The 20,124-nt window shown below is 64.3% G+C and carries 18 protein-coding genes; 8 read left to right on the top strand and 10 right to left on the bottom strand.

Features of this window, described 5'->3' with window-relative positions:
* Positions 1-2: 2 nt before the first annotated feature.
* From P3T42_RS16965 to P3T42_RS16950, 4 genes are all read right to left on the bottom strand, one after another.
* The gene (locus P3T42_RS16965) at positions 3-1,322 is read right to left on the bottom strand and encodes a c-type cytochrome (RefSeq protein WP_429306687.1); all 1,320 of its coding nucleotides are present in this window, start codon (positions 1,320-1,322) and stop codon (positions 3-5) included.
* Positions 1,319-1,972: a (2Fe-2S)-binding protein gene (locus P3T42_RS16960; protein ID WP_429306686.1), complete on the bottom strand. Its 654-nt coding sequence runs from the start codon at positions 1,970-1,972 to the stop codon at positions 1,319-1,321. The genes P3T42_RS16965 and P3T42_RS16960 overlap by 4 nt, the downstream gene beginning before the upstream one ends.
* Positions 1,969-4,797, bottom strand: a complete 2,829-nt coding sequence (locus P3T42_RS16955; RefSeq protein WP_429306685.1) for a xanthine dehydrogenase family protein molybdopterin-binding subunit — start codon at positions 4,795-4,797, stop codon at positions 1,969-1,971. Before P3T42_RS16955 ends, P3T42_RS16960 begins: the two co-directional genes overlap by 4 nt.
* Positions 4,798-5,187: 390 nt before the next feature.
* Entirely contained in the window at positions 5,188-5,943 is a 756-nt protein-coding gene (locus P3T42_RS16950) for a DeoR/GlpR family DNA-binding transcription regulator (protein WP_429306684.1), read from the bottom strand.
* 149 nt (positions 5,944-6,092) lie between these two features.
* Here P3T42_RS16950 and P3T42_RS16945 point away from each other — a divergent pair, with 149 nt between their 5' ends.
* The 5 genes from P3T42_RS16945 (at position 6,093) to P3T42_RS16925 (ending at position 10,772) form a co-directional block, all read left to right on the top strand.
* Positions 6,093-6,677, top strand: a complete 585-nt coding sequence (locus P3T42_RS16945; RefSeq protein ID WP_074295638.1) for an NUDIX domain-containing protein — start codon at positions 6,093-6,095, stop codon at positions 6,675-6,677.
* Between the two features lie 248 nt (positions 6,678-6,925).
* Positions 6,926-7,420 carry a hypothetical protein gene (locus P3T42_RS16940; RefSeq protein ID WP_074295639.1) on the top strand — a complete coding sequence of 165 codons (495 nt, stop codon included), beginning with the start codon at positions 6,926-6,928 and terminating at the stop codon, positions 7,418-7,420.
* Between the two features lie 67 nt (positions 7,421-7,487).
* Positions 7,488-8,186 carry a PspA/IM30 family protein gene (locus tag P3T42_RS16935; RefSeq protein ID WP_074295640.1) on the top strand — a complete coding sequence of 233 codons (699 nt, stop codon included), beginning with the start codon at positions 7,488-7,490 and terminating at the stop codon, positions 8,184-8,186.
* A gap of 31 nt (positions 8,187-8,217) precedes the next feature.
* On the top strand, positions 8,218-8,874 hold the full coding sequence (locus P3T42_RS16930) for a YqiJ family protein (protein ID WP_074295641.1): 657 nt from the start codon (positions 8,218-8,220) through the stop codon (positions 8,872-8,874).
* A 92-nt stretch (positions 8,875-8,966) separates the two neighbouring features.
* A complete protein-coding gene (locus P3T42_RS16925; RefSeq protein ID WP_429306683.1) occupies positions 8,967-10,772 on the top strand; it encodes a flotillin family protein in 1,806 nt (601 codons plus the stop codon).
* Between the two features lie 131 nt (positions 10,773-10,903).
* On the opposite strand, the gene P3T42_RS16920 is transcribed toward P3T42_RS16925, so the two are convergent.
* A complete protein-coding gene (locus P3T42_RS16920; protein WP_074295643.1) occupies positions 10,904-12,058 on the bottom strand; it encodes a porin in 1,155 nt (384 codons plus the stop codon).
* A 358-nt stretch (positions 12,059-12,416) separates the two neighbouring features.
* Here P3T42_RS16920 and P3T42_RS16915 point away from each other — a divergent pair, with 358 nt between their 5' ends.
* Together P3T42_RS16915 and P3T42_RS16910 are read left to right on the top strand one after the other, a co-directional pair.
* Complete coding sequence (locus tag P3T42_RS16915; protein ID WP_429306682.1) at positions 12,417-13,526, top strand: OpgC domain-containing protein; 1,110 nt, start codon at positions 12,417-12,419, stop codon at positions 13,524-13,526.
* A 126-nt stretch (positions 13,527-13,652) separates the two neighbouring features.
* Entirely contained in the window at positions 13,653-14,546 is an 894-nt protein-coding gene (locus tag P3T42_RS16910; protein ID WP_429306681.1) for an alpha/beta hydrolase, read from the top strand.
* A 149-nt stretch (positions 14,547-14,695) separates the two neighbouring features.
* On the opposite strand, the gene P3T42_RS16905 is transcribed toward P3T42_RS16910, so the two are convergent.
* Entirely contained in the window at positions 14,696-15,781 is a 1,086-nt protein-coding gene (locus P3T42_RS16905; protein WP_429306680.1) for an AI-2E family transporter, read from the bottom strand.
* A 359-nt stretch (positions 15,782-16,140) separates the two neighbouring features.
* Between P3T42_RS16905 and P3T42_RS16900 the strand changes: the two genes are divergently transcribed.
* A complete protein-coding gene (locus P3T42_RS16900) occupies positions 16,141-16,443 on the top strand; it encodes a DUF3331 domain-containing protein (protein ID WP_429306679.1) in 303 nt (100 codons plus the stop codon).
* A 14-nt stretch (positions 16,444-16,457) separates the two neighbouring features.
* Here the strand turns inward: P3T42_RS16900 and P3T42_RS16895 are convergent, their stop codons facing one another.
* The 4 genes from P3T42_RS16895 to P3T42_RS16880 form a co-directional block, all read right to left on the bottom strand.
* Positions 16,458-17,441: an alpha/beta hydrolase gene (locus P3T42_RS16895; RefSeq protein ID WP_429306678.1), complete on the bottom strand. Its 984-nt coding sequence runs from the start codon at positions 17,439-17,441 to the stop codon at positions 16,458-16,460.
* Between the two features lie 40 nt (positions 17,442-17,481).
* Positions 17,482-17,973 carry a thioesterase family protein gene (locus P3T42_RS16890; RefSeq protein WP_429306677.1) on the bottom strand — a complete coding sequence of 164 codons (492 nt, stop codon included), beginning with the start codon at positions 17,971-17,973 and terminating at the stop codon, positions 17,482-17,484.
* 123 nt (positions 17,974-18,096) lie between these two features.
* A complete protein-coding gene (locus tag P3T42_RS16885) occupies positions 18,097-19,062 on the bottom strand; it encodes an L-carnitine dehydrogenase (RefSeq protein ID WP_074295649.1) in 966 nt (321 codons plus the stop codon).
* A gap of 40 nt (positions 19,063-19,102) precedes the next feature.
* Positions 19,103-20,032, bottom strand: a complete 930-nt coding sequence (locus tag P3T42_RS16880) for a 3-keto-5-aminohexanoate cleavage protein (protein WP_429306676.1) — start codon at positions 20,030-20,032, stop codon at positions 19,103-19,105.
* Positions 20,033-20,124 lie beyond the last annotated feature (92 nt).

Genomic DNA, 20,124 nt, shown 5'->3' with positions numbered 1-20,124 from the left:
GCCTAGCGTAAGGCCTTGACGGCAGCCGCTGTCACATCGGCCGGCTGACCGCCCCAGTTGGCCCGCAGATAGCTCGCCAGTTGCGCGAGCTCTTCGTCGCTGAGTTGCCCGGCAAAACCCGGCATCTCCTGCATGCGTTCGAGGCCGGGGAAATCCTGCGCGCCGATGCCGTCGAGCATCGCCACGATCAGATTATGCGGATCGGTTTGCCGCACCGTCGAATTGCCGTGCATCGGCACGGCGACGTGCGGCTTGCCCTCGCCGTCGCGGCCATGACACCCCGCACACACCGCGAGGTAGACATTGCGGCCGGCGGCCAGTTGCGCCGCATCCGCCGAGACCGACTGCAGCGGCTGCGGCGCCGGCGGCTGATCGCCGAGCAGATAGGTGGACATCGCCCGCAGGTCGTCGCGACTCAGATACTGGCTGCTCAGATGCACGACCGGATACATCTCGCTGAAGGCCGAGCCTTGCGGCGCGACCCCGGTTGCGAAGAAGGTCTGCAGATCCGTCGCGGTCCAACCGCGGGCAGCCAAGCCGTGCGGCGTGATATCCGGCGCGACGACACGCCCAAGCGCGCCGCCGCCAAGCGGCAACGCCTGATCGAGCTGGCCGAACTTGCCGCGCGGCGTGTGGCATTCCGCGCAGTGGCCGAGCGCATTGACCAGATAGCGGCCACGGTTCCAGTCGGCCGAGCCGCCCTTCGATGCATCGGGCAATGCGTCTTTCAGGAACAGCATGTTCCAGAAGCGCACGGCAAAGCGCAGGTTGAACGGGAACGACAGGTCAGGCGCGTGGTTAGCCACCGCCGCCGGTTTCTGCGCCATCAGCCACGCATACATGGCGTCGCTGTCGGCACGCGAGAGCTGGCGGTACGACGTGTACGGCATCGCCGGATACAACTGGCCGTCCGGCGACACGCCGTCATGCAGCGCCTTGTAGAAATCGTCGGCGCTCCACTTGCCGATGCCGTGGTCCTGGTCCGGCGTGATGTTCGTGCCGTAAAACGTGCCGAATGGCGACGCGAGCTTCACGCCGCCGGCGAACGGCGCCCCGTCCGCGGCAGTGTGACAGGCCGCGCAGTCAGCAGCCTTCACCAGGTAGCGGCCGCGAACCAGTTGATCCGCAGCGCCGCTTTGTCCGTCGGCCGGCGTGCTTGCCGACGCGGCGCCCAGTGCTGTGGCGCTCGTCGCTGCCGTGGTGTTGTCGTGATGGTCGCCGCATGCAGCCAGCAGCGCGGCGCTCAACAGCAGCGCAACGCGGCACAGGCGCGGGCGCAAGCTCAGGTGCGAGAGGTGCGAGGTCAGGAAACGCAGGCTCATGCGGCGTCCTTGACGAGTCCCGGCATCGTCATGACCACGTCCTTCACCGCCTCGTAGTAGCGCACATACCCCGTACAGCGGCAGATGTGATCGTTCAGCGCTTCGGTGATGGTTTCCTCTACCTGGTCCCGCGCCACCGGCTGACGCTTCAGACGTTCGATCAGCACCGTCGCCGCATTGACGAAACCGGGCGTACAGTAGCCGCACTGAAAACTGAAGTGTTCGAGAAACTTCTGCTGGATCGGCGACAGCGCCACTACCTCACCTTGTCCGTTGCGCTGCGCGTGACCTTCGATGGTGCGAATCGACTTGCCGTCGAAGAAATTCGCGCCCGTGATACAGGTGCGAACCTCCTCGCTCGTGCCATCCGGCTTGTCGAGAATCACCACGCAGGCGTGACAGACGCCCTGCCCGCAGCCGAGCCGCGAACCGGTCAGATCGAGGTATTCGTGCAGCAGGTCGATCATCATCAGACCGGTCGGCACCTGCACCGTCACGTCGCGGCCGTTCACCTTGAGCGTCAGCGGTTGCGCGCGGAATTGCGTCAGCGGCCGTTCCACGACCGGCGCACTCGCCGTTTGCGCGGTGGCATCCGAGGCCGGCGTGGCGCTGGCGGCGCGGCCGGGTGTTTGATTCAGGGCCGTCGTCATGCGAGCACCTCCAGAATGTTTTGCGGGGTAACCGGCAGGTCAGTAAAACGATGTCCAATGGCATGCGCGATACCGTTCACGAGCGCGCCGACAACCGGGATCATCACCACTTCCGCGATACCCTTGGGCGGATCGCTTTCCGTGAGCGGCGGCAGTACTTCGCCGGTCTGGGTCCAGACGGCCACATCTTTCGCACGCGGCAACTGGTAGCGATTGAAGTTCCATGTCCCGTTGCCGGGACCGTCTTCGTAGAGCGGCAGGTACTCGTGCAGGGCGTGGCCGATCCCCATGGCGAGACCGCCCTGCAACTGGCCCGAGACGAGCTGCGGCGCAATCTGGTTGCCGCACTCCATGATCGAGTGGTGCGCGAGCAGTTCGACCTTGCCGCTCGCTTCATGGACGGCCAGCTCGACCAGCGTGCCGACCGCGCTGTAATACGTGACCGCCGCGTTGTTACGTTGCACTGGCGGAATGAACACGCGCTGACGATCGAGCACGCGGTATCGATTCGCCGTGGTCTGCTGCTTCTTTTTGTCGGCGGCAGCGTTATCGCCGTAGCGCAGCGAGAGCGCATCGACCGGCAGACGCTCGAGGCCGCCGTCGATCGCGAACTCCGCCTCGGTCCACTGCCAGCGGTTGAACACGTGCACCGCCGCGCCCGTCACGAGTCCGAGTTCGTGGGCCTTCTTCGCGAGTTGCGCAAACGGCAGCGCTTCGAGTCCCGCCGCCGACAGCTTGCCGTCGACCCAGCGTGCGTCCTCGATGCGCACCACCAGCGGCGCCGCCTGACCGCCGCCTGGCCCCTGGGTCCAGATCGCCATGGCCGCCGGCCACAGGCCGTGCGTGAAGACGACGCGAGCGGCCTCGCGCGTGCTGTGCGTGAAATAGAACGCGGAGTTGGTCGCGCTCGACGGCGACGAGTAATTCGGCGACCAACGCGGATTGGCCGACAGCTTGTCCTGCTCGGCCTGCGACATCATGTACGGATCGCCGCTCGTGACGACCGGCAGATCGGGCCAGTCGGTGACGGCCACGCGCACCTCGGTGGCCGGCATGCCGAGCCACTTCGCCACCGCAATCGCTTGCGAGGTGGACATGCCCGTGCCGATTTCAGCGGCGCTGTGATGCAGGCTGATCTTGCCGTCCGCGCTGAATTCGACCTTTGCGAGCGACGCTTCGGCGCCCGTGCCGAAGTCCTTTTGCACGCATGCAAAGCCGACGCCATAGCGCTTGCCCGGATGCAGCAGTTCGTATTCGAGCTTCTTCTTCGCGCGATTCACCCACAGCGGATGCACCTGCGCTTTCTGCAGGACTTCGTCGACACGAATCGCGCCGGCCGGCACCGCGCCCTGGGTGTTTTTCATGCCCGAGCGCAACGCGTTCTTCAAACGGAACGCGATGGGATCGATGCCCAGTTGCGCAGCCATCTCGTCGACCATCATTTCCGTGGCGGCCATGCTCTGCAACGTGCCGTAGCCGCGCGCGGAACCGGCGTCGATGGCACGCGAAGCAATCGCAACGGCCGCCAGGTCGTTCTTCGGGAAGTAGTAGATGGACTGGGCCGCGGTCGCGCCGACCATCGCCACCGACGGCGAGAAATTGCAGCGCCCGCCACCGTTCGCTTCCATCTCGGCCTTGAACGATTGCAGCAGGCCGGTCTTCTTATCGACTGCAATGCGGTAATGCATCTTGAACGCGTGACGCTTGAGCGACGTCTGGAACTGCTCGTAGCGGTCGTTGGCAAGACGCACCGGACGACCGCCCGCATACATGGCGGTGACGAGGCCGTAGAACGGCACATTGAAGTGGTCCTTCGAACCGTAGCCGACCGTGTAGCACGGGTGCAGGAACAGGTTCTTCACCGGGAACGCGCACTTCGCCACCATGCCCGCCGCGCTGTCCGCGACTTCCTGCGGCGCCTGGGTCGGCACAACCATATGCAGCGACTGCGTCGCCGCGTCATACCAGCAATTCGCGTTGTCGGGTTCGAGCGCGGCGGTGTCGATGGACTGCGTGTTGTACTCGCGCTCCATCACCAGCCAGTCCGCGGACGGATGTTCGAGCTCCTGCTGGATCTGTCCGGCGTAGAACATGCCCTGCTCGTCGAGCTTGCCGTGTTCCTTGCCGTCCGGCCAGACCGGCTGATGCTTGCGCATCATGCTCGGAAACACCGGCGCATTCTTCAGGCTCGAGAAGGTGTCGTCGTCATAAGGCGTCTTGCCGCCCACGCGCACGAAGCGGAACGTGCCCCACGGATCGCGCTCGAGCGGTCCCGTCTGCGCGCCATAACGGATGATCTCGTCGTGGAACTTGAGCCGGTCTTTGGCAAAGCGGAAACGCGCGAAGTCGTGATAGATCAGGATCGCCACCGCCTGGCCGAGATACGCGGGCGTCTTGCCCGGCGGCAGCAACATGTCGTCGCCATAGAAGGCGGGGAAGATCAGGCGGTCGCGCGTCAGATCGTCCGCGGTGACGATGCGGTCGGGCTGCAGTTCGTCGCCCAGCAGCGCCAGGTTGAAACCTTCGTAAAGGCGGTCGGCCTGGGTCGTGCGCAGGATGAAGGCATGCGCCTGCTGTTTGGGCCAATGCGGCATGTCGGCGGCACGGACGTCGCGCGCGAACACTTTCGCGCCGGTCACCTTGGCGATGCCGTCGATACGGAACCTGGCCTGCCCATTGGCCGCGTCCCATTGAACCGGCGTGAGAATTCTGTCTTCGAACAACGCAGCGAACGCGCGGCTGCCGATCGGCGCGATATACACCGATACGCCCGCAAGCACGCTGGCCTTCAGAAAACTGCGACGCGAAAGGTCGAGTTTCCCCATGGACTTCTCCTTTAGTGAACGACGGCGGCAACGCCAGCGGGCAGCACGACGCGCGCGTGATCCCCACAGGCTGCGCAAGCCTGTGACGACACACCGCGTTGAGAATCAGGCGAATCCCGGACGCATTCGTCCGGGCATACCGGCGACGTGCGGCGGCGCAGAACATCGGCGCCGCCGCAGTCGATCTGATTGACCTTGAACTGCTCGTGAACGTGCTGGTGTTGCCAACTTCCCTGCCCTGCAATAACGAGGCAAAGCGCGGGATTATCGCCCTGTTGGACGGAGAATGAGTAACAAATTGTCCGCTATCTCTCAAATAACGGATTCGATATGAAAGGGCTAATTGATCTGTAATCCTGATCTATTTGAGGCGCCGCCGCTACGGCTGTCTCACGCCCGCACGATCGCGATACCCAAGGCCTCGAGCGGCGCCGTGAGCGCCTCCGCGGTTTCCTTCTCGACCACGATGGCATGAGCCGCCGACGCTTCCGCGATCATGAACGCAGAAGCCGCGTTGAGCTTCTCCGCGGACGCCAGCACCACCGTTTCGGCCGCGCGGGCCGCCAGCGCCCGCTTGATGTAGGCCTCCTCGAGATCGCCGGTACTCAGGCCGGCCTCGGGATGCACGCCGGTCACGCCCATGAAATAGAGGTCCGCACGAATATGGCTCAGCGCCTCGATAGCGGCGCCGCCGACGTTGACCATCGAATGCCGGTACAGGCGCCCGCCGATCATGATGACCTCCACGCCCGCGTGATCGCCGAGTTCGACGGCAACGGTCGGGCTATGCGTGACGATCGTCGCGCGTAGATCCAGCGGCAGATGGCGCACCAGTTGCACGGCGGTCGTACCGCCGTCGACGATCGCAATCTGGCCGGGCACGATCATCTGCGCCGCGGCCTTGCCGATGGCCGCCTTCGACGCCGACTCGATGCCTTGCCGCCCGGCCAGATTCACCGCAGCCGGCGACGCCGGCAATGCGCCGCCATGTACGCGCTGCAGGTAGCCATCGGCGGCGAGTTCGCGCAGATCGCGGCGAATGGTGTCTTCCGACACGGCAAATTCACTGCTCAGACTCTTGGCGATCACCTGGCCGTCGCGTTTGAGCGCGTCGAGGATCAACTGCTTTCTTTGCGATGTCAGCATGGGATAAGGCGAAGTTAAATGCGGATGGGCCGGTGCGTCGGGTGCTGGACCGGCACCCGGCACGCAATGCACGAAATATCTTGTTTTTGCACGATATTGCACGATAACATGAAATCTCGCGGCTGAGGCCGCGCTTTCATGGAGCCACAATGAACGAAACTGCCGACCGGGTGCGTATTGTCGACGTCAAGGTGCTGTCCGACGACTGGTACGTGCTGAAGAAAACCACCTTCGACTACCGGCGCGCCGACGGCAGTTGGCAACGCCAGAGCCGCGAGACTTACGACCGCGGCAACGGTGCAACCTTGCTGCTTTACGAGCCGGTGCGCCGCACGGTGGTGCTCACGCGCCAGTTCCGGCTACCGGCGTTCGTCAACGGTCACGATGGAATGCTGATCGAGGCGCCGGCCGGTCTGCTGGAAGCCGCGTCGCCGGAGGAGCGCATCCGCGCCGAGGTCGAAGAGGAAACCGGCTACCGCGTGCATGCGGTGCGCAAGGTGTTCGAGGCGTTTATGAGCCCGGGTTCGGTCACGGAGAAGCTGTTCTTCTTTGTCGCCGAATACGCCGCGGCCGCGAAGGTGAGCGACGGCGGCGGTGTCGCCAGCGAAGGTGAGGATATCGAAGTGCTGGAGCTGCCGATCGATGAAGCGCTGGCGATGGTGCGGGGTGGCGAGATCGTGGATGGGAAGACGATCATGTTGCTGCAGTATGCGGCGTTGAATCTGCTGGGGTGAGCGGGTTGAGTGGGGCGAGCAGTTGCATGACAGCCTGCGCATCGGCCGACAGCCGCAAAAAAAAAGCGACACTGCATTCAGGCGGCATAAAACCCCGTGAAGCCCGCCCAGTAAGCCTCAGCGCCTTTTCATCTATGCATGCGGAATACCTCAGGAGGCGCCGCTGACACAGCCCTGTGACAAACGTGTACAAACGCATACGTTTGTACTATGCTGGTTTTCAGCGAATCCGAAACAGGTGCTGTGTCATGCAAACCGTATCCGTGCGCATTCCCGAAGACGACCTCGCGTGGCTGTCGAGCCTGCAATTGCAGGGCGCGTCCAGCCCGAGCGACAAGATCCGTGCGCTGATCGCCGACGCCCAACGTCGCGCGAACGGCGAGAACGACTACGTCAGTTGTGCCGCCCTGATGCGCGAGCAGGTGCGGCCGCTACAGGAGGCCACTCAGGCCTACGAGCACGCCACGCACTCGCATTCGGAGATCGTTGCGCTCCTCACCACCCAACTGCCAGAACTGATGGCAAGCCTCGTCACCGCGCTGCCCGAGGGCAAGCGCGTCGCCGAGATGGCGCGTGAGATCGAGGCACGTCTCACCGCCAAAGCCATGCGCATGCTGCTGGGTCTGGTGCGCCTCGCCGTCACCCAGCGGCCGCCCACTTACGACCCCACGGTCCTGAACCGCTACGTGGCGGAGTTGCAGGAACTCGTGCAGGTCGTGCAGATTGCGCGTCCGCCCGGCTGACGGGCTCACCGCAACGCGAAGCACCGCATCGCACCCTCGATATCCCGCTTTATCCAGGAGAAACAACATGACGACAGAACGTCTGGGTAACCGTGTCAAACGACTGCTGACGGCCAACGTGCATGCCCTGGTCAGCTCGCTCGAAAGCCGTACGCCGCAGGCCGTACTGGAGCAGTACCTGCGCGAATTCGACGAAGTGATCGCCCAGGCTCGCATCGAGCTGGGCCGTCACGAAGCGGCACGGCACCAGGCCACCAAGGCGATCACGCGCGTCAACAACGAAATCGAGCGCCTGAACGAACTCATCGCCACGGCGCTGGCGCAAGGCGACGAAGCGGCGACGCACGCGGGCGCCAGCCGGCAGATCGATCTGGAAGACCAGCTCGGCACGCTCAATCAGGCGCTGCAGGAAGCCATCGAACACGCCGGCGCGGCCGAATCCGATCTGCTCGGTCTGCGCGCCAAACGCGCCGAGATGGAGCAGGCGCTGGGCGAGATGATCGCCTCGCGCGCGGTCGCGCAGCGCGCAAGCAGCGTGGACGGCGTGTCGGGTGCGGCAGCGGGCATTCGCGCCGACCAGCTCGAGCAGGGTTTCAACCGCACCATGACGGGCGCCACCGGCGTCGCCGGCCTGCATACCGGGCCGGCCAGCGCCGATCCGTCATTGCTGCGGCGGCTCGAAACGCTGCACAAGGAACAGCGCATCAGCGAACGCGTCGCGCGTCTGAAAGCCGTGAACGGCAGACCGGTCGGCGAGGACGCCTGATCCACGCATTCATTCGGGGAACACAACAACAATGACTCCGCTTCTCTTACCGGGTAATGCCCCGTTCGTGGCCGCGATCGGACTGATGATCGCTATCGGCGCGCTCGAAGGCATCACCCTGCTGTTCGGACTCAGCGTCACTGAACACGCCGGCAGCATGCTGGTCAGCCACTTCGGCATCGACCATTCCGGCGCGGCGGCCGATACCGGCGTCGTCGGTCAGTTGCTCGGCTGGCTGCACCTCGGACGGGTGCCGCTGCTGATTCTGCTGATCCTGTTCCTGCTCGGCTTCGCGATTGTCGGGCTGGTGCTGCAATCGCTGCTGCATGCGCTCGCCGGCTTCATGCTGCCGCCTCCAGTCGCCGCGCTCATCGCCGCATTCGGCGCGTTGCCGTTCGTGCGCCAGACCGGCGGCCTCGTGGGCCACTATCTGCCGCAGAACGAAACCTCCGCCCTCTCCGAGGCCGACTTTGTCGGGCGCACGGCCCAGATCGTCACAGGCGAAGCATCGCCCGGCAATCCTGCCGAAGCGCGCCTCGTCGACGAATACGGTCAGCCGCATTACCTGCGCATCGAACCCGACGATCCAGAAGCGCGTTTTGCGCGGGGATCGACCGTATTGATCGTCTCGCGGGTGTCCGGGTCGCTGTATCGCGCGATCGCCAACCCTCGGCCAGATCTGTTGTAGCCGCTTTACCCGCAGGTTCGCCGCCGCCAGCCATGCGCGGTGTACCTGCCGATTTGTCACGCAGTCCTCTTTAATGGGAGTTGAAGAACAACATGGATGCCATATTCTTCTGGGGTGCCACCGGTCTTGCGGTTGTCATTGGCCTGTCGGTCATCGGTCTGATCTTTGCGCGGCTGTATGTGCGCGCGTCGGCGGAACGCGCTTTCGTCCGAACCGGCCTCGGTGGGCAAAAGGTCATCATGAGCGGCGGCGCGGTCGTGCTGCCGGTGTTTCATGAAGTCGTACCCATCAACATGAATACGTTGAAGCTCGAAGTGAGCCGCTCCACGCGCGACAGCCTGATCACCAAGGACCGCATGCGCGTCGACGTGGTGGTGGCGTTCTTCGTGCGCGTCAAACCGACCTCCGAAGGCGTCTCGACGGCGGCCCAGACGCTCGGCCAACGCACCAATGCGCCGGAAAATCTGCGCGCGCTGGTCGACGACAAGTTCGTCGACGCGCTGCGCTCCACCGCCGCACAGATGACGATGCAAGACCTGCAGGACGCCCGCGAAAAATTCGTGCAGGGCGTGCAGAACACCGTCGCGGAAGACCTGACGAAGAACGGCCTGGAACTGGAAAGCGTATCGCTGACCAACTTCAACCAGACTTCGAAGGAATTCTTCGACCCGAACAATGCGTTCGACGCCGAAGGCCTGACCAAACTCACCCAGGAAACCGAACGGCGCCGCAAGGAACGCAACGAAGTCGAGCAGGATACCGAAGTATCGGTGCGCGAAAAGAACCGCGATGCGCTCGCGAAGAAACTCGAGATCGAGCAGCAGGAATCGTTCATGAAGCTCGAGCAGGAACAGCAGGTGAAGACCCGCACGGCCGAGCAGAGCGCGCGCATCGCGGCGTATGAAGCCGAGCGTCATCAGGAAGCCGAACAAAGCCGGATTGCCGCGGAACGGCAGGTTCAGGAATCGGAGATCCAGCGCGAACAGGCCGTGCGCACGCGCAAGGTCGAAGCCGAGCGCGAAGTGCGCGTGAAAGAGATCGAGCAGACCAAGGTGACCCAGATGGCGGCCATCGAGCAAGCCAAGGTCACGGAAATCGCCGCGCAGGACAAGGCCATTGTGATTGCGTCGAAATCGGAAGCGCAGTCGCAGGCACAGGCTCGCGCCAACGAGGCGCTCGCAGAGGCCGTGAAGGCCGAACAGTTGGTGGAAACCACCCGCCGCACCGCCGAAGCCGACCGCGCCAAGCAGGTCGCGCTGATCGAGGCGGCCCAGCAGGCCGAAACCAGCGCCGTGCACGTCACCACCCAGGCGCGCGCCGAACGCGAGGCCGCGCAGATGCAGGCCACCGCCATCGTCGAGCTGGCGGAAGCGGCCCGCAAGAAAGGCCTCGCCGAGGCCGAGGCGCAGCGCGCCCTCAACGACGCGATCAATGCGCTGTCGTCGGACCAGACCAGCCTCAAGTTCAAGCTCGCCCTGCTGCAAGCGCTGCCGGCCGTGATCCAGCAGACCGTCGAGCCGATGAAGTCGATCGACGGCATCAAGATCATCCAGGTCGACGGCCTCAATCGCAATGGCGGCGGCAATGGCGCGGACGCCGGCTCGGGCCTGTCGGCCGGACATAACGGCACCAACCTGGCCGAGCAGGCCATGTCCGCTGCCCTCGCCTATCGCGCGCATGCGCCGTTGATCGATTCGTTGCTGAACGAAGTCGGTCTCTCCGGCGGGTCGTTGCAAGGACTGGTTCCCGGTCTCGCGGCGACCGGTACCGGCACAGCCGCACCTGCGAGCGCGGGTGCAACGCCGGCCGTCGCGCAACATGCCGACCACACGCCCGCGTTGCCCGGCACGACGGTGAACGGCGCCGCCGAACCCAATTACGGCCACACCGCGCGTTAAATCCACGCCGTGTGCCGGTCTGAATTGACCGAAAGGCGCAAACGGCCTCGCGGGCCCACAGGGCACAGGGCCCCGAGGCCGTTTCTCTCTTCAGCTACCAGATAGCGTGCGGACCTGAACTCGCCGGCCGCTCAGAACTTGTGACGGATCGCCGCGCGCACCGCGAACTGGTTCGCGCTCGACGACACACCCGCCGAGCCGGGAATATAGGCGTCGTCCAGCACGGTATCGGTCTTGTCGCCGGCCACCTTCTGATAGGCCGCCTGGAAATAGAAGTCCGTGCGCTTCGACAGGTTGTAGTCGGCCATCAGCCCGAACGTGTGATATTTCGGATTCTCGTTGCCCGAGGTCGCATCCATGGTCGCGGCCGTATAGATGTACTGCAGGCCGACAAAGAAGGCCGGCGTGAACTGGTACTTGCCGTTGATTTCGAAGTTCTGGAACTTGAGCGCGGTCAGCGTGCCGCCGTTGGGCGGCGTGATCGCCCCCACGTAGACCGAGGTGTCGGTCGCGGACGGCTCGCCGACATTCGTGTTCGTATAGGCAAAGCCCAGCGTCGCGGCGCCGAACGTGTAGTTGATGCCGCCGCCGAAAATGCGCAAGCGCTCCGAGATGAAATTCGCGTCGTCGGTCGCAATGGCGCCGTCCGCGCTTAGTCCTGGATTGTTCGCTTCGAGGTAGGCCCCGGTCAGCAGCAAGCCACCGTTCGTGTACTGGCCACCCAGGCTGTACTGGCGATTGTTGGCGAAGTTGGTGTCGTTGCTGAAGCTGTAGGTGCCGCCGAACTGCAGGCCCGAGAAATCCGGACTCGTGTACTTGACCGTGTTGTTCACGCGGAACGAGTTGTCGGTATTGTCGTTGTCGTAAGGGTGCGAGAGCAGATAACCGCCCCAGTTGCCGTTTGCCGTGGCCTGGGCGAGATAGTCGACCACCGAGTCGTACTGCCGCCCCAGCGTGATCGTGCCGTAATTCGCCGCCGTCAGGCCGACGAACGCCTGGCGGCCGAACATGCGGCCACCCTGGCCAAGCGCACCGCTGTTCACGTCGAAACCGTTTTCAAGGTCGAAGATGGCCTTCAGGCCGCTGCCCAGATCTTCCGAACCCTTGAGACCCCAGCGGCTGCCTTGCGCGTAGCCGCTCTCCAGCTGGTAGGCGGATTTGTCGCCCGCGTTGTTCGTGTAGTTGATGCCCTCGTCGATCACCCCGTACAGCGTAATGCTGCTCTGTGCGTGCACAGGCAGAGCGGCGGCTGCGGTCACAGCCAGCGCAATCATGTTCTTTTTCATGAAGATCTCCCGAATCTCTAATCATTAGCCAACCGCTAGCCAACTTTGAGAAAGCTCTTCTTATTTTTCAGCAGCACCTACATTGGGGCTTTAACGTTCACGAGTGTTAAACGATGCTTGCACACCGATAGTAGGCCGTCCATTGGGACAAGTTGACCCCCGGCAAATCGTTGCTAAATGCCCACGCGCGCGAAATCGGCATTGCGCATTTTTGCAGTTAGGGATTGGGGTCGGTTTGTCCCGCCCGACGGCCTATTACGATCGGCCGAGCCCACTTGCGCACACTCAATCGTAAGTTCATGAAATAATTCCGAAAGAAATGGGCTTCGCCCAGCAGAACTCCCCTCGGTTATACGCAATGCAAAAGTCATCCTCCCGTCTGCCCGAACTCGACTTCTTTCGCGGACTGGTCCTCCTGTTCATCGTAGTCGATCACATCGGCGGCAGCATCCTGTCGCGCGTCACGCTGCACGCCTATGCGCTGTGCGACGCCGCGGAGGTATTCGTGTTCCTCGGCGGCTTCGCCACCGCCACCGCTTACGCCACGCTCGCCGCGCGGCGCACCGAGGCGGCCGCGCGGCAGCGCTTCCTGCGGCGCTCGTTCGAGATCTATCGCGCCTTTCTCGTCACGGCCGGTCTGATGCTGCTGGTCAGTGCGGTCCTGATCGCCTTCAGCGTCGATGCACCGAATCTGACCATCACCGACCTCGACGACTTCATGGACGCGCCCCTCTCCGCCCTGCGCGACATCCTGCTGTTCCGGCGCCAGCCTTATCTGGCGTCGGTGCTGCCCATGTATGCGTTCTTCGCGCTGAGCGTGCCGCTCGTCCTGCCGCTGGCGCGCCGCCGGCCATGGTGGCTGCTGGCCGGCAGCCTCGCGCTGTGGGCGCTCGCGCCGTCGCTCAACGGCTATCTGCCCGCGGTCGAAGACACGCAATGGGACTTCAACCCGCTCGCCTGGCAACTGCTGTTCGTGCTTGGCGTGCTGGCGCGTTGCCAGCCGGTTTATCAGAGGCTCAGCGCGCATCGGAGCGGATGGCTCGTCAGCGTGCTGGCGTTCGGCATCGTGGTGGCCGCGGCCTACTACAAACTGGTTATCGAACCCGCCCCGCTCGACGCCAGTTTCAAGCAGAACCTTTCGTGGCTGCGCGCAGGCAATTTTCTGGCGATCGCGTGGCTCGTCGCCAATCTCATCCGGCTCGGCTGGGGGAAGAAGCTCGCGCGATGGCTGCCGTGGGTCGGCATGATCGGGCGCAAGGGGCTGCTGTGCTTCGTGGCGGGGGCCGTGATCTCGCTGGTGGTGGATTCGTTGCTGTACACCGCCACCGACGGGTATCTCGACATCCCGCTCGGGCTCGTCGCGGACGCCGTGGCGATCGGCGCGCTGTTCATGGTCGCGCGAGCGTCCGAACCGCTTGCACGCATGCTGACGTGGCGCGCGAGGACCACGGGCGGCGTTTCCAGTTGAGCGCCGTGAAGCCGCGTAAGGCGGGCGTTCCGGCCAGATCACGCGTCATCCCGCCTCGCCACGCTGAACGGCGAGACTGCTAGCATCAAAGCCGCGCCGTCGCGCAGCGGCCCTTCTTTCACCGCCATGTTCAGACTGACACGTTCCGCGCTGCTCCCGCTCGCCCTCACCGCCGTGGCCGCAGCGGCGTCAACCGCTGCCGGCAGCACGGCCGCGCTCGCCAGCATGGTCGTCAGCCGCAGTTTCCATGCGACTGCGCTCGAACGCGAGTGGTCCTACACCGTCTACCTGCCCAGCGGTTACCGGCTCAACGGCCCACGCTACCCCGTGCTGTACCTTCTGCACGGCAACAACGGCAACGCCAATGACTGGATCTCGCAGGGCCATCTGCAAAGCACGGCGGACGCGCTGATCGAACACAGGGAGATTCCGCCCGTCGTCATCGTGATGCCGCAAGGCGGCACGGACTGGTACGTGGATCGCAAGGAGAAAATGGAAACGGCGTTCTTCAGCGACCTGCTGCCGGAAGTCGAAACGCAATACGCGGTGGCGAATCAGCGCAACGGCCGGATGATCGGTGGCGTTTCGATGGGCGGCTTCGGCGCGCTGCGTTACGCGATGACGCAGCCGGAGCAGTTCTGCGGCGCCATGCTGCTGAGCCCGGCGATCTATCCGAACGAACCGCCGCCGGCCTCCGCCGCGCGCCGCGTCGGCGTGTTCGGCGAGCGTCAGTTCGATCCGCACGTGTGGCACGCGCTCAACTATCCGGCGCAATGGGACCGCTATATGAGCGGCCCGTACCGGCTGCCGATGTTCATCGGCGCCGGCGACGACGACCTGACGATCCAGGCCGACGCCTCCGTGCTCTATACCAACCTGCGGCTGGCGGGCAATCCGGCGGCGCTGCGCATCATCGACGGCGCGCATACGTGGGCCGTGTGGAGCGCGTTGCTACCCGCCGCCTTGAAATACACGCTCGCCTGCGCGAAGCCGGCGGCGCAGCAACCGCCGGAGCATTAGCCGGGCAACACGGGCGCCGCGCGAGACGGCGAGGGAGACGGCGCTGGAACGGGATACGGAGACTGAGCCGCAGCCGCAGCCGCAGCCGCAGCCGCAGCGTTGGACCTCGAGCCGAAGCTACCGCAAACCAGCGCTCCAGCCACCACTAACTATTGCACCCAGTCCTTCCACAACACCATCAGCACCGTCATCAGTGCAGGGCCGATAAACAGACCGAGCAACCCGAAGGTTTCAGCGCCGCCCAGAATCCCGAACAGCACCAGCAGGAACGGCAAGCGAGTCGAGTTGCCGATGATCACGGGCCGCACAAAGTGTTCCGCAATGAACACGACCACGAAACCGAACACAGCGAGGCCGATAGCCCACGCCACCATCCCCTGCACGAAGAGCCACAACGCCGCGGCGCAGAACACGATGGGCGCGCAGAACGGCAGCATGGCGGCGACCGCGGTCACGAAGCCGAGCAGCGCGGCGTGCGGCACGCCGGCGAGACCATAGGCCACCCCAAGCAGCGCGCCTTCGCCGATCCCCACCACCACGAGACCTGCTACGGTGCCGCGCACGGCGGCGGCCATCCGTTCGAGAAGCTGCGCGCCGTTGCTGCCGAAAGCGCGCTGCGCCCCTTTGAGCAACGCACCCGAAAGACGCGGCCCCGCCTGAAAGATCACGAACAGCGTGACCAGCATAAAACCGAACACCACCAGAATCCGGACAGCGCGCGCGCCGAAGTGCCGGCCGAAGGTGACGACCGCTTCGCCGTGCAGTCCCTTCATGGCGGGCGACTCGCGCAGCGGCTGAGCAAGATTCGCCTGCCACCACGCCGCCACCTGCTGCGAGCCGAACGGCAGACGCTGCACGATGTCCGGCATGGCGATACCGTTTTCCTGCACGCTCTTGAACCACACCAGCAGATCGTGCGCTTCGTGGGTCGCCTGACCAATCCCGATCGCCACCGGCAGCACGACCAGCAGAGCGATCGCCACCGTCAGGATGATGGCGATCAGCGTGGTGCGTCCCGTGAACCAGCTGTGATCTTCGATCTTGCGGAGCACCGGCCACAACGCAATCGCAATCACGCAGGCCCAGCCGACGGCCGGCAGGAAAGCGCGGATGATCCACAAAGCCAGCAGCACCAGGCCGATATACAGCACGGCGGAGGCCACCTGCTGCATTTTCCGGCGGCTCGGCGTGTCGGGTTCGGGCGAAGGCGTAGCTGCGGGCGGGCGTGTGACCATATGACCTCTGTGAAATATGTGCACGAGCCGACCGGAAAATCTCAAACCAGCTACACTAGCCCCGGCTCGGCTCGTCAATGTTCACATCTTAAAGGACGCAGAGCCCCGCGCCGTCCATCCGGCCATTCGCAGCCTCATTGCACGTCATCGCATGTCGCGCTGCAAACAACACTGCGTTGCAAAAATCCGCTCTATAAGAAAAACGCGCAGTAACCCGCCCGCAAACCCGCGTCTTTTCGTATCTTCGCTGAAGTCAAGTGGCATTGTTGCTGTTTAGAGAACAGTGTTTCAACTGGCACACAATGGCTCTCAGGCTCGCGCAGGAATACATTCGGCACACCACATATACGGAGCCGACCATGAAGACCATAGAGTCCTTCCCCCTTGACGGTGTCAATGGCGTACGTATCGAGATTCTGGAGCGCTCCGACACGACGCTGGTGATCCGCTGGGTCGAGCCTGGGCGCTGTCACTACGGCGAGCAACGCTGGCGCCGCCGTTCCGCGCACACGTCGGGTACGTGCGCGGTGTCGCGTCGCAAGATCCGGCGCGGCGACGCGGTGTTCAAACCGGCCGAACGCCCGGCGCCGTCGAACGCCTCCGCGATGATTTCCGTCGAGACGCTGTGCAGTCTGGTTGGGGAATTGAAAGTAGCGGCTTAAGCCGCTGCCGGAAGTCAGTCTGGCCGGTGCAGCGTGTCGAGCAGGAAGCGGCAGACAGTGGCGTGCAACTGTTGCACGCCGGGGCTGGTCGAGAGCGCGCGCCAACAGCCGTGCACCAATCCTTCGCCCAACCATGCCTGGGCCTCGCCACCGGCAGCCTGGATCCGCTCGACGAACACGCGCGCGTCGTCGCGCAGCGGATCGTGTTCGACACCTATCGCCAGCGTTGCGGGCAAGCCGTCGAAACGGTCTGCATGAAGCGGTAGCGTCCATGCTGGCACGGCTGCGTTTTCGTGGCCTTCATCCCATCTATTACCCCAGTAAAGACGCCGAAAAGCGTACACGTCAGCGAGAGTGAGCAGCGGGGCATGCGCTTCGGTTTCACGGGCCGGCAGTTGCGGTTCGGCACCGAGCATCGGGTAAATCAGCGCTATACCACGCACACCCTCCAAGCCGGCCATCCCATCCGTGCCGCGATCGCGTAACGCCATCGCCACACTCGCCGCCAGATTGCCCCCTGCGCTGTCCCCTGCGAGCAGTAACGGCGCAGGTAACGAGGCGAACGGCAAGCGGCCCGCGAGCGCCGCAAGAGTGACCTCAAGACAGTCGTCATGCGCAGCGGGCACGCCATGTTCGGGCGCGAGTCTGTAATCCACCGCGATCACGCAGAGGCCTGTATCGGCCGCAAGACGCGCCGTCACGATCTCGTGACTATCCAGCGAGCCGACCACAAAACCGCCGCCATGAAAGTACAGCACCGTGCCTGCCCGCTGGGGATTGGCCGCCACCGGCCGGTACAAGCGCAAACCGATTGAGTGGCCCAATGAAGCGGTGAAACTCGCGTTCTCCACGTGTAGACCCGCAGGCAACGGCGGCGTAAAGGCGGCGGCATAGCGGTCGTAGATCGCGCGCTGTCGAGCGGCGGATAGCGTTGCCGTATTGGCGGGATAGATCGCATCGGTCCGTTCGACGAACGCCGCGATTTCACGCTCCAGCATGGTGTCGTTCCTTCGCAGTCCGCTGTTTCGTACGCGCCGGTTAGCCGCGCGCTTTCGCCGGCAAACCGATCACGTGCCCTGCATAGCGTGCGGGCGGCAGCACTGCATGCGCCGTAGCGAGTGCCTGCACGCGGGCGGCGACATCGTCGTCGAACGCCACCGAACGCGGACCGCCGGTGTCGACATGCAGCAGCATCTGTTCGCTTGCCGCCACCGGCTCTGCGCCGTCGTCGGCAAACATCTCGAGGTACAGATGCAGGCGCTTCGCGTCATGCGCCAGCAATCGCATCTCAACGCGCACCTGAGCGCCCTCCTTGATCTCATGCAGGTAGTTGATATGCGCCTCCAGCGTGTAGACGGAACGGCCGCGCGCACGGCGCACCGCATCGGGCAGACCGATCTCATCGATCAGCGCGTCCGTCGCGAAGCTGAAAATCAGCATGTAGAACGCGTCGCGCAGGTGGCCGTTATAGTCGACCCACTCCGCGCGTACAGTATCGCGATACGCCGGCAGCGGCAGGTTATGCGACATCTTCAGTCCTCTCTCCTTCGTTCGTGGCAACGTGCGCTCGCAGCGCCTGCACCGGGCTCCGCGCGCCCCGCAACCGGCCCATTGTGCGGCAGATCAACCTCTACTGGTGTATTGCGCGGCCTGTCACTCGTCCGGATGCAGACCGTGACGCGCCTTGGTCTCAGCAATCGCCGCGAGCACGCTGGTAATGCAGTCGTCACGATAACGTTCCAGTGCCTTGATCGAACGCGGCCCTACCTGTTCCGCCGTGCCGTCGACGACACGGTCGATCAGCTCGTCCGTGAGCCTGGGCGCCACCAGCCTGGTCCACGGCAACTCCAGTGCCGGACCGAACTGCTGCATGAAATGGCGCATGCCCGCATCGCCGCCGGCCAGCGTGTAGGTCAGAAACGTGCCCATGAACGACCAGCGGATGCCTGCACCGAAGCGGATCGCATCGTCGATCTCGCCGGTCGTCGCCACGCCTTCGTTGACCAGATGCAGCGCCTCGCGCCACAGCGCTTCCAGCAGACGATCGGCAATGAAGCCCGGCACTTCCTTGCGCACCCGCAGCGGCCGCATGCCGAGCGAACGATAGATGCGAACGGCCGCTTCTATCGCGTCAGGCGCGGTGCGTTCGCCGCCCAGCACTTCGACGAGCGGCAGCAGATACACGGGATTGAACGGATGCCCCACCACGCAGCGCTCGGGATGAACGGCGCGCGCATAGAAGTCGCTGGGCAGAAGACCGGATGTGGACGAGCCGATAATCGCCTCCGGTTTCGCCGCGCGGCTGATCTGCTCGTGCAATGCGAGCTTGAGCTCCTCACGTTCAGGCGCGCTTTCCTGAATGAAATCCGCGTGCGCGACACATTCCTCAATGGTACTAACAAACTTCAAGCGGTCCTGCGACGCACCCGCGGCCAAACCCACCCGCTCCAGCGCGGGCCACGCATTTGCGACGTTGTCGCGCAACTGCTTCTCGGCGCCGGGCGCCGGATCCCACGCCACCACGTCGAGTCCATGAGCCAACGCGCGCGCCACCCAACCACTGCCGATTACGCCTGCCCCGATTGCTGCAAATGTCCTGATATCGACGATCACTGCCATTGCTGACGATCCTTTGCGAAGAGGTGTCGGTTGTGCATCTTCATGCGAATTGTTCGACTGCGCGGCGTTCCAGTTGCCGCTCGCCGCGCGCCGGCAAGCCCAGCTTCCTGCGTCCTTCGGCCGGAGTCAGCGCCCGGCCGCCGAGCCGCTCGATGATTTCGACCGCGCGCTGCACCAGCGTGCCATTGGTTGCGTGCACACCCTTGTCCAGCCAGATGTTGTCTTCCAGGCCGACGCGCACGTGGCCGCCCAGCAGCATCGCCTGGGCCACCATCGGCATCTGCATGCGGCCGATGCCGAAGCCGGCCCAATGCGCGCCCGGCGGCAGGCTGTCGGCCATGGCCTTCATCGTCGTGGTGTCAGCGGGCGCGCCCCACGGAATGCCGAGGCAGATCTGGAACAGCGGCGGCGCATCAAGGAGTCCTTCCTTTAGCAACTGCTTGGCAAACCAGAGATGTCCGGTATCGAAGATCTCCAGCTCCGGCTTCACACCCAGTTCCTGGATGCGCCTGGCGCCGGCCCGCAGTTGCGCGGGGGTGGAAACGTAGATGTAGTCGCCGTCGCCGAAATTGAGCGTGCCGCAATCGAGCGTACAGATTTCCGGCAGCAACGCTTCGACATGCGCGAGACGCGTGAGACCGCCCACCAGATCGGTGCCCGCGCCGAAGCGCATCGGGTCCTCACCGGAGCCGATCTCGAGATCGCCCCCCATGCCGGCCGTGAGATTGATGATCACGTCCGTGCCCGACGAGCGGATGCGGTCCACCACTTCCCGGTACAGATTCGGATCGCGGCTGCCACGCCCCGTCTGCGGATCGCGCACGTGGCAATGCGCAACGGTGGCGCCCGCCTTCGCGGCTTCGATCGCGGCTTCGGCAATCTGCTTCGGCGTCACCGGAATGGCCGGGTGTTTGCCGACGGTATCGCCTGCGCCGGTGACCGCGCAGGTCACGATGACTTCATGGTTCATGCGTGCCAAGTCCTGTTGGTTTCGTTGGTTCGTTCGTTTGCAAGTTCAGCTTGTTGCGGGTACGCCGCGTTTCACGCGCTTTGCACCGGTAC

It is taken from the genome of Paraburkholderia sp. GAS38, from assembly GCF_050434965.1.
GTDB lineage: Bacteria > Pseudomonadota > Gammaproteobacteria > Burkholderiales > Burkholderiaceae > Paraburkholderia > Paraburkholderia phenazinium_A.
Note: the sequence above shows the minus strand (reverse complement) of the source record. Positions and strands in the feature narration are given on the sequence as shown.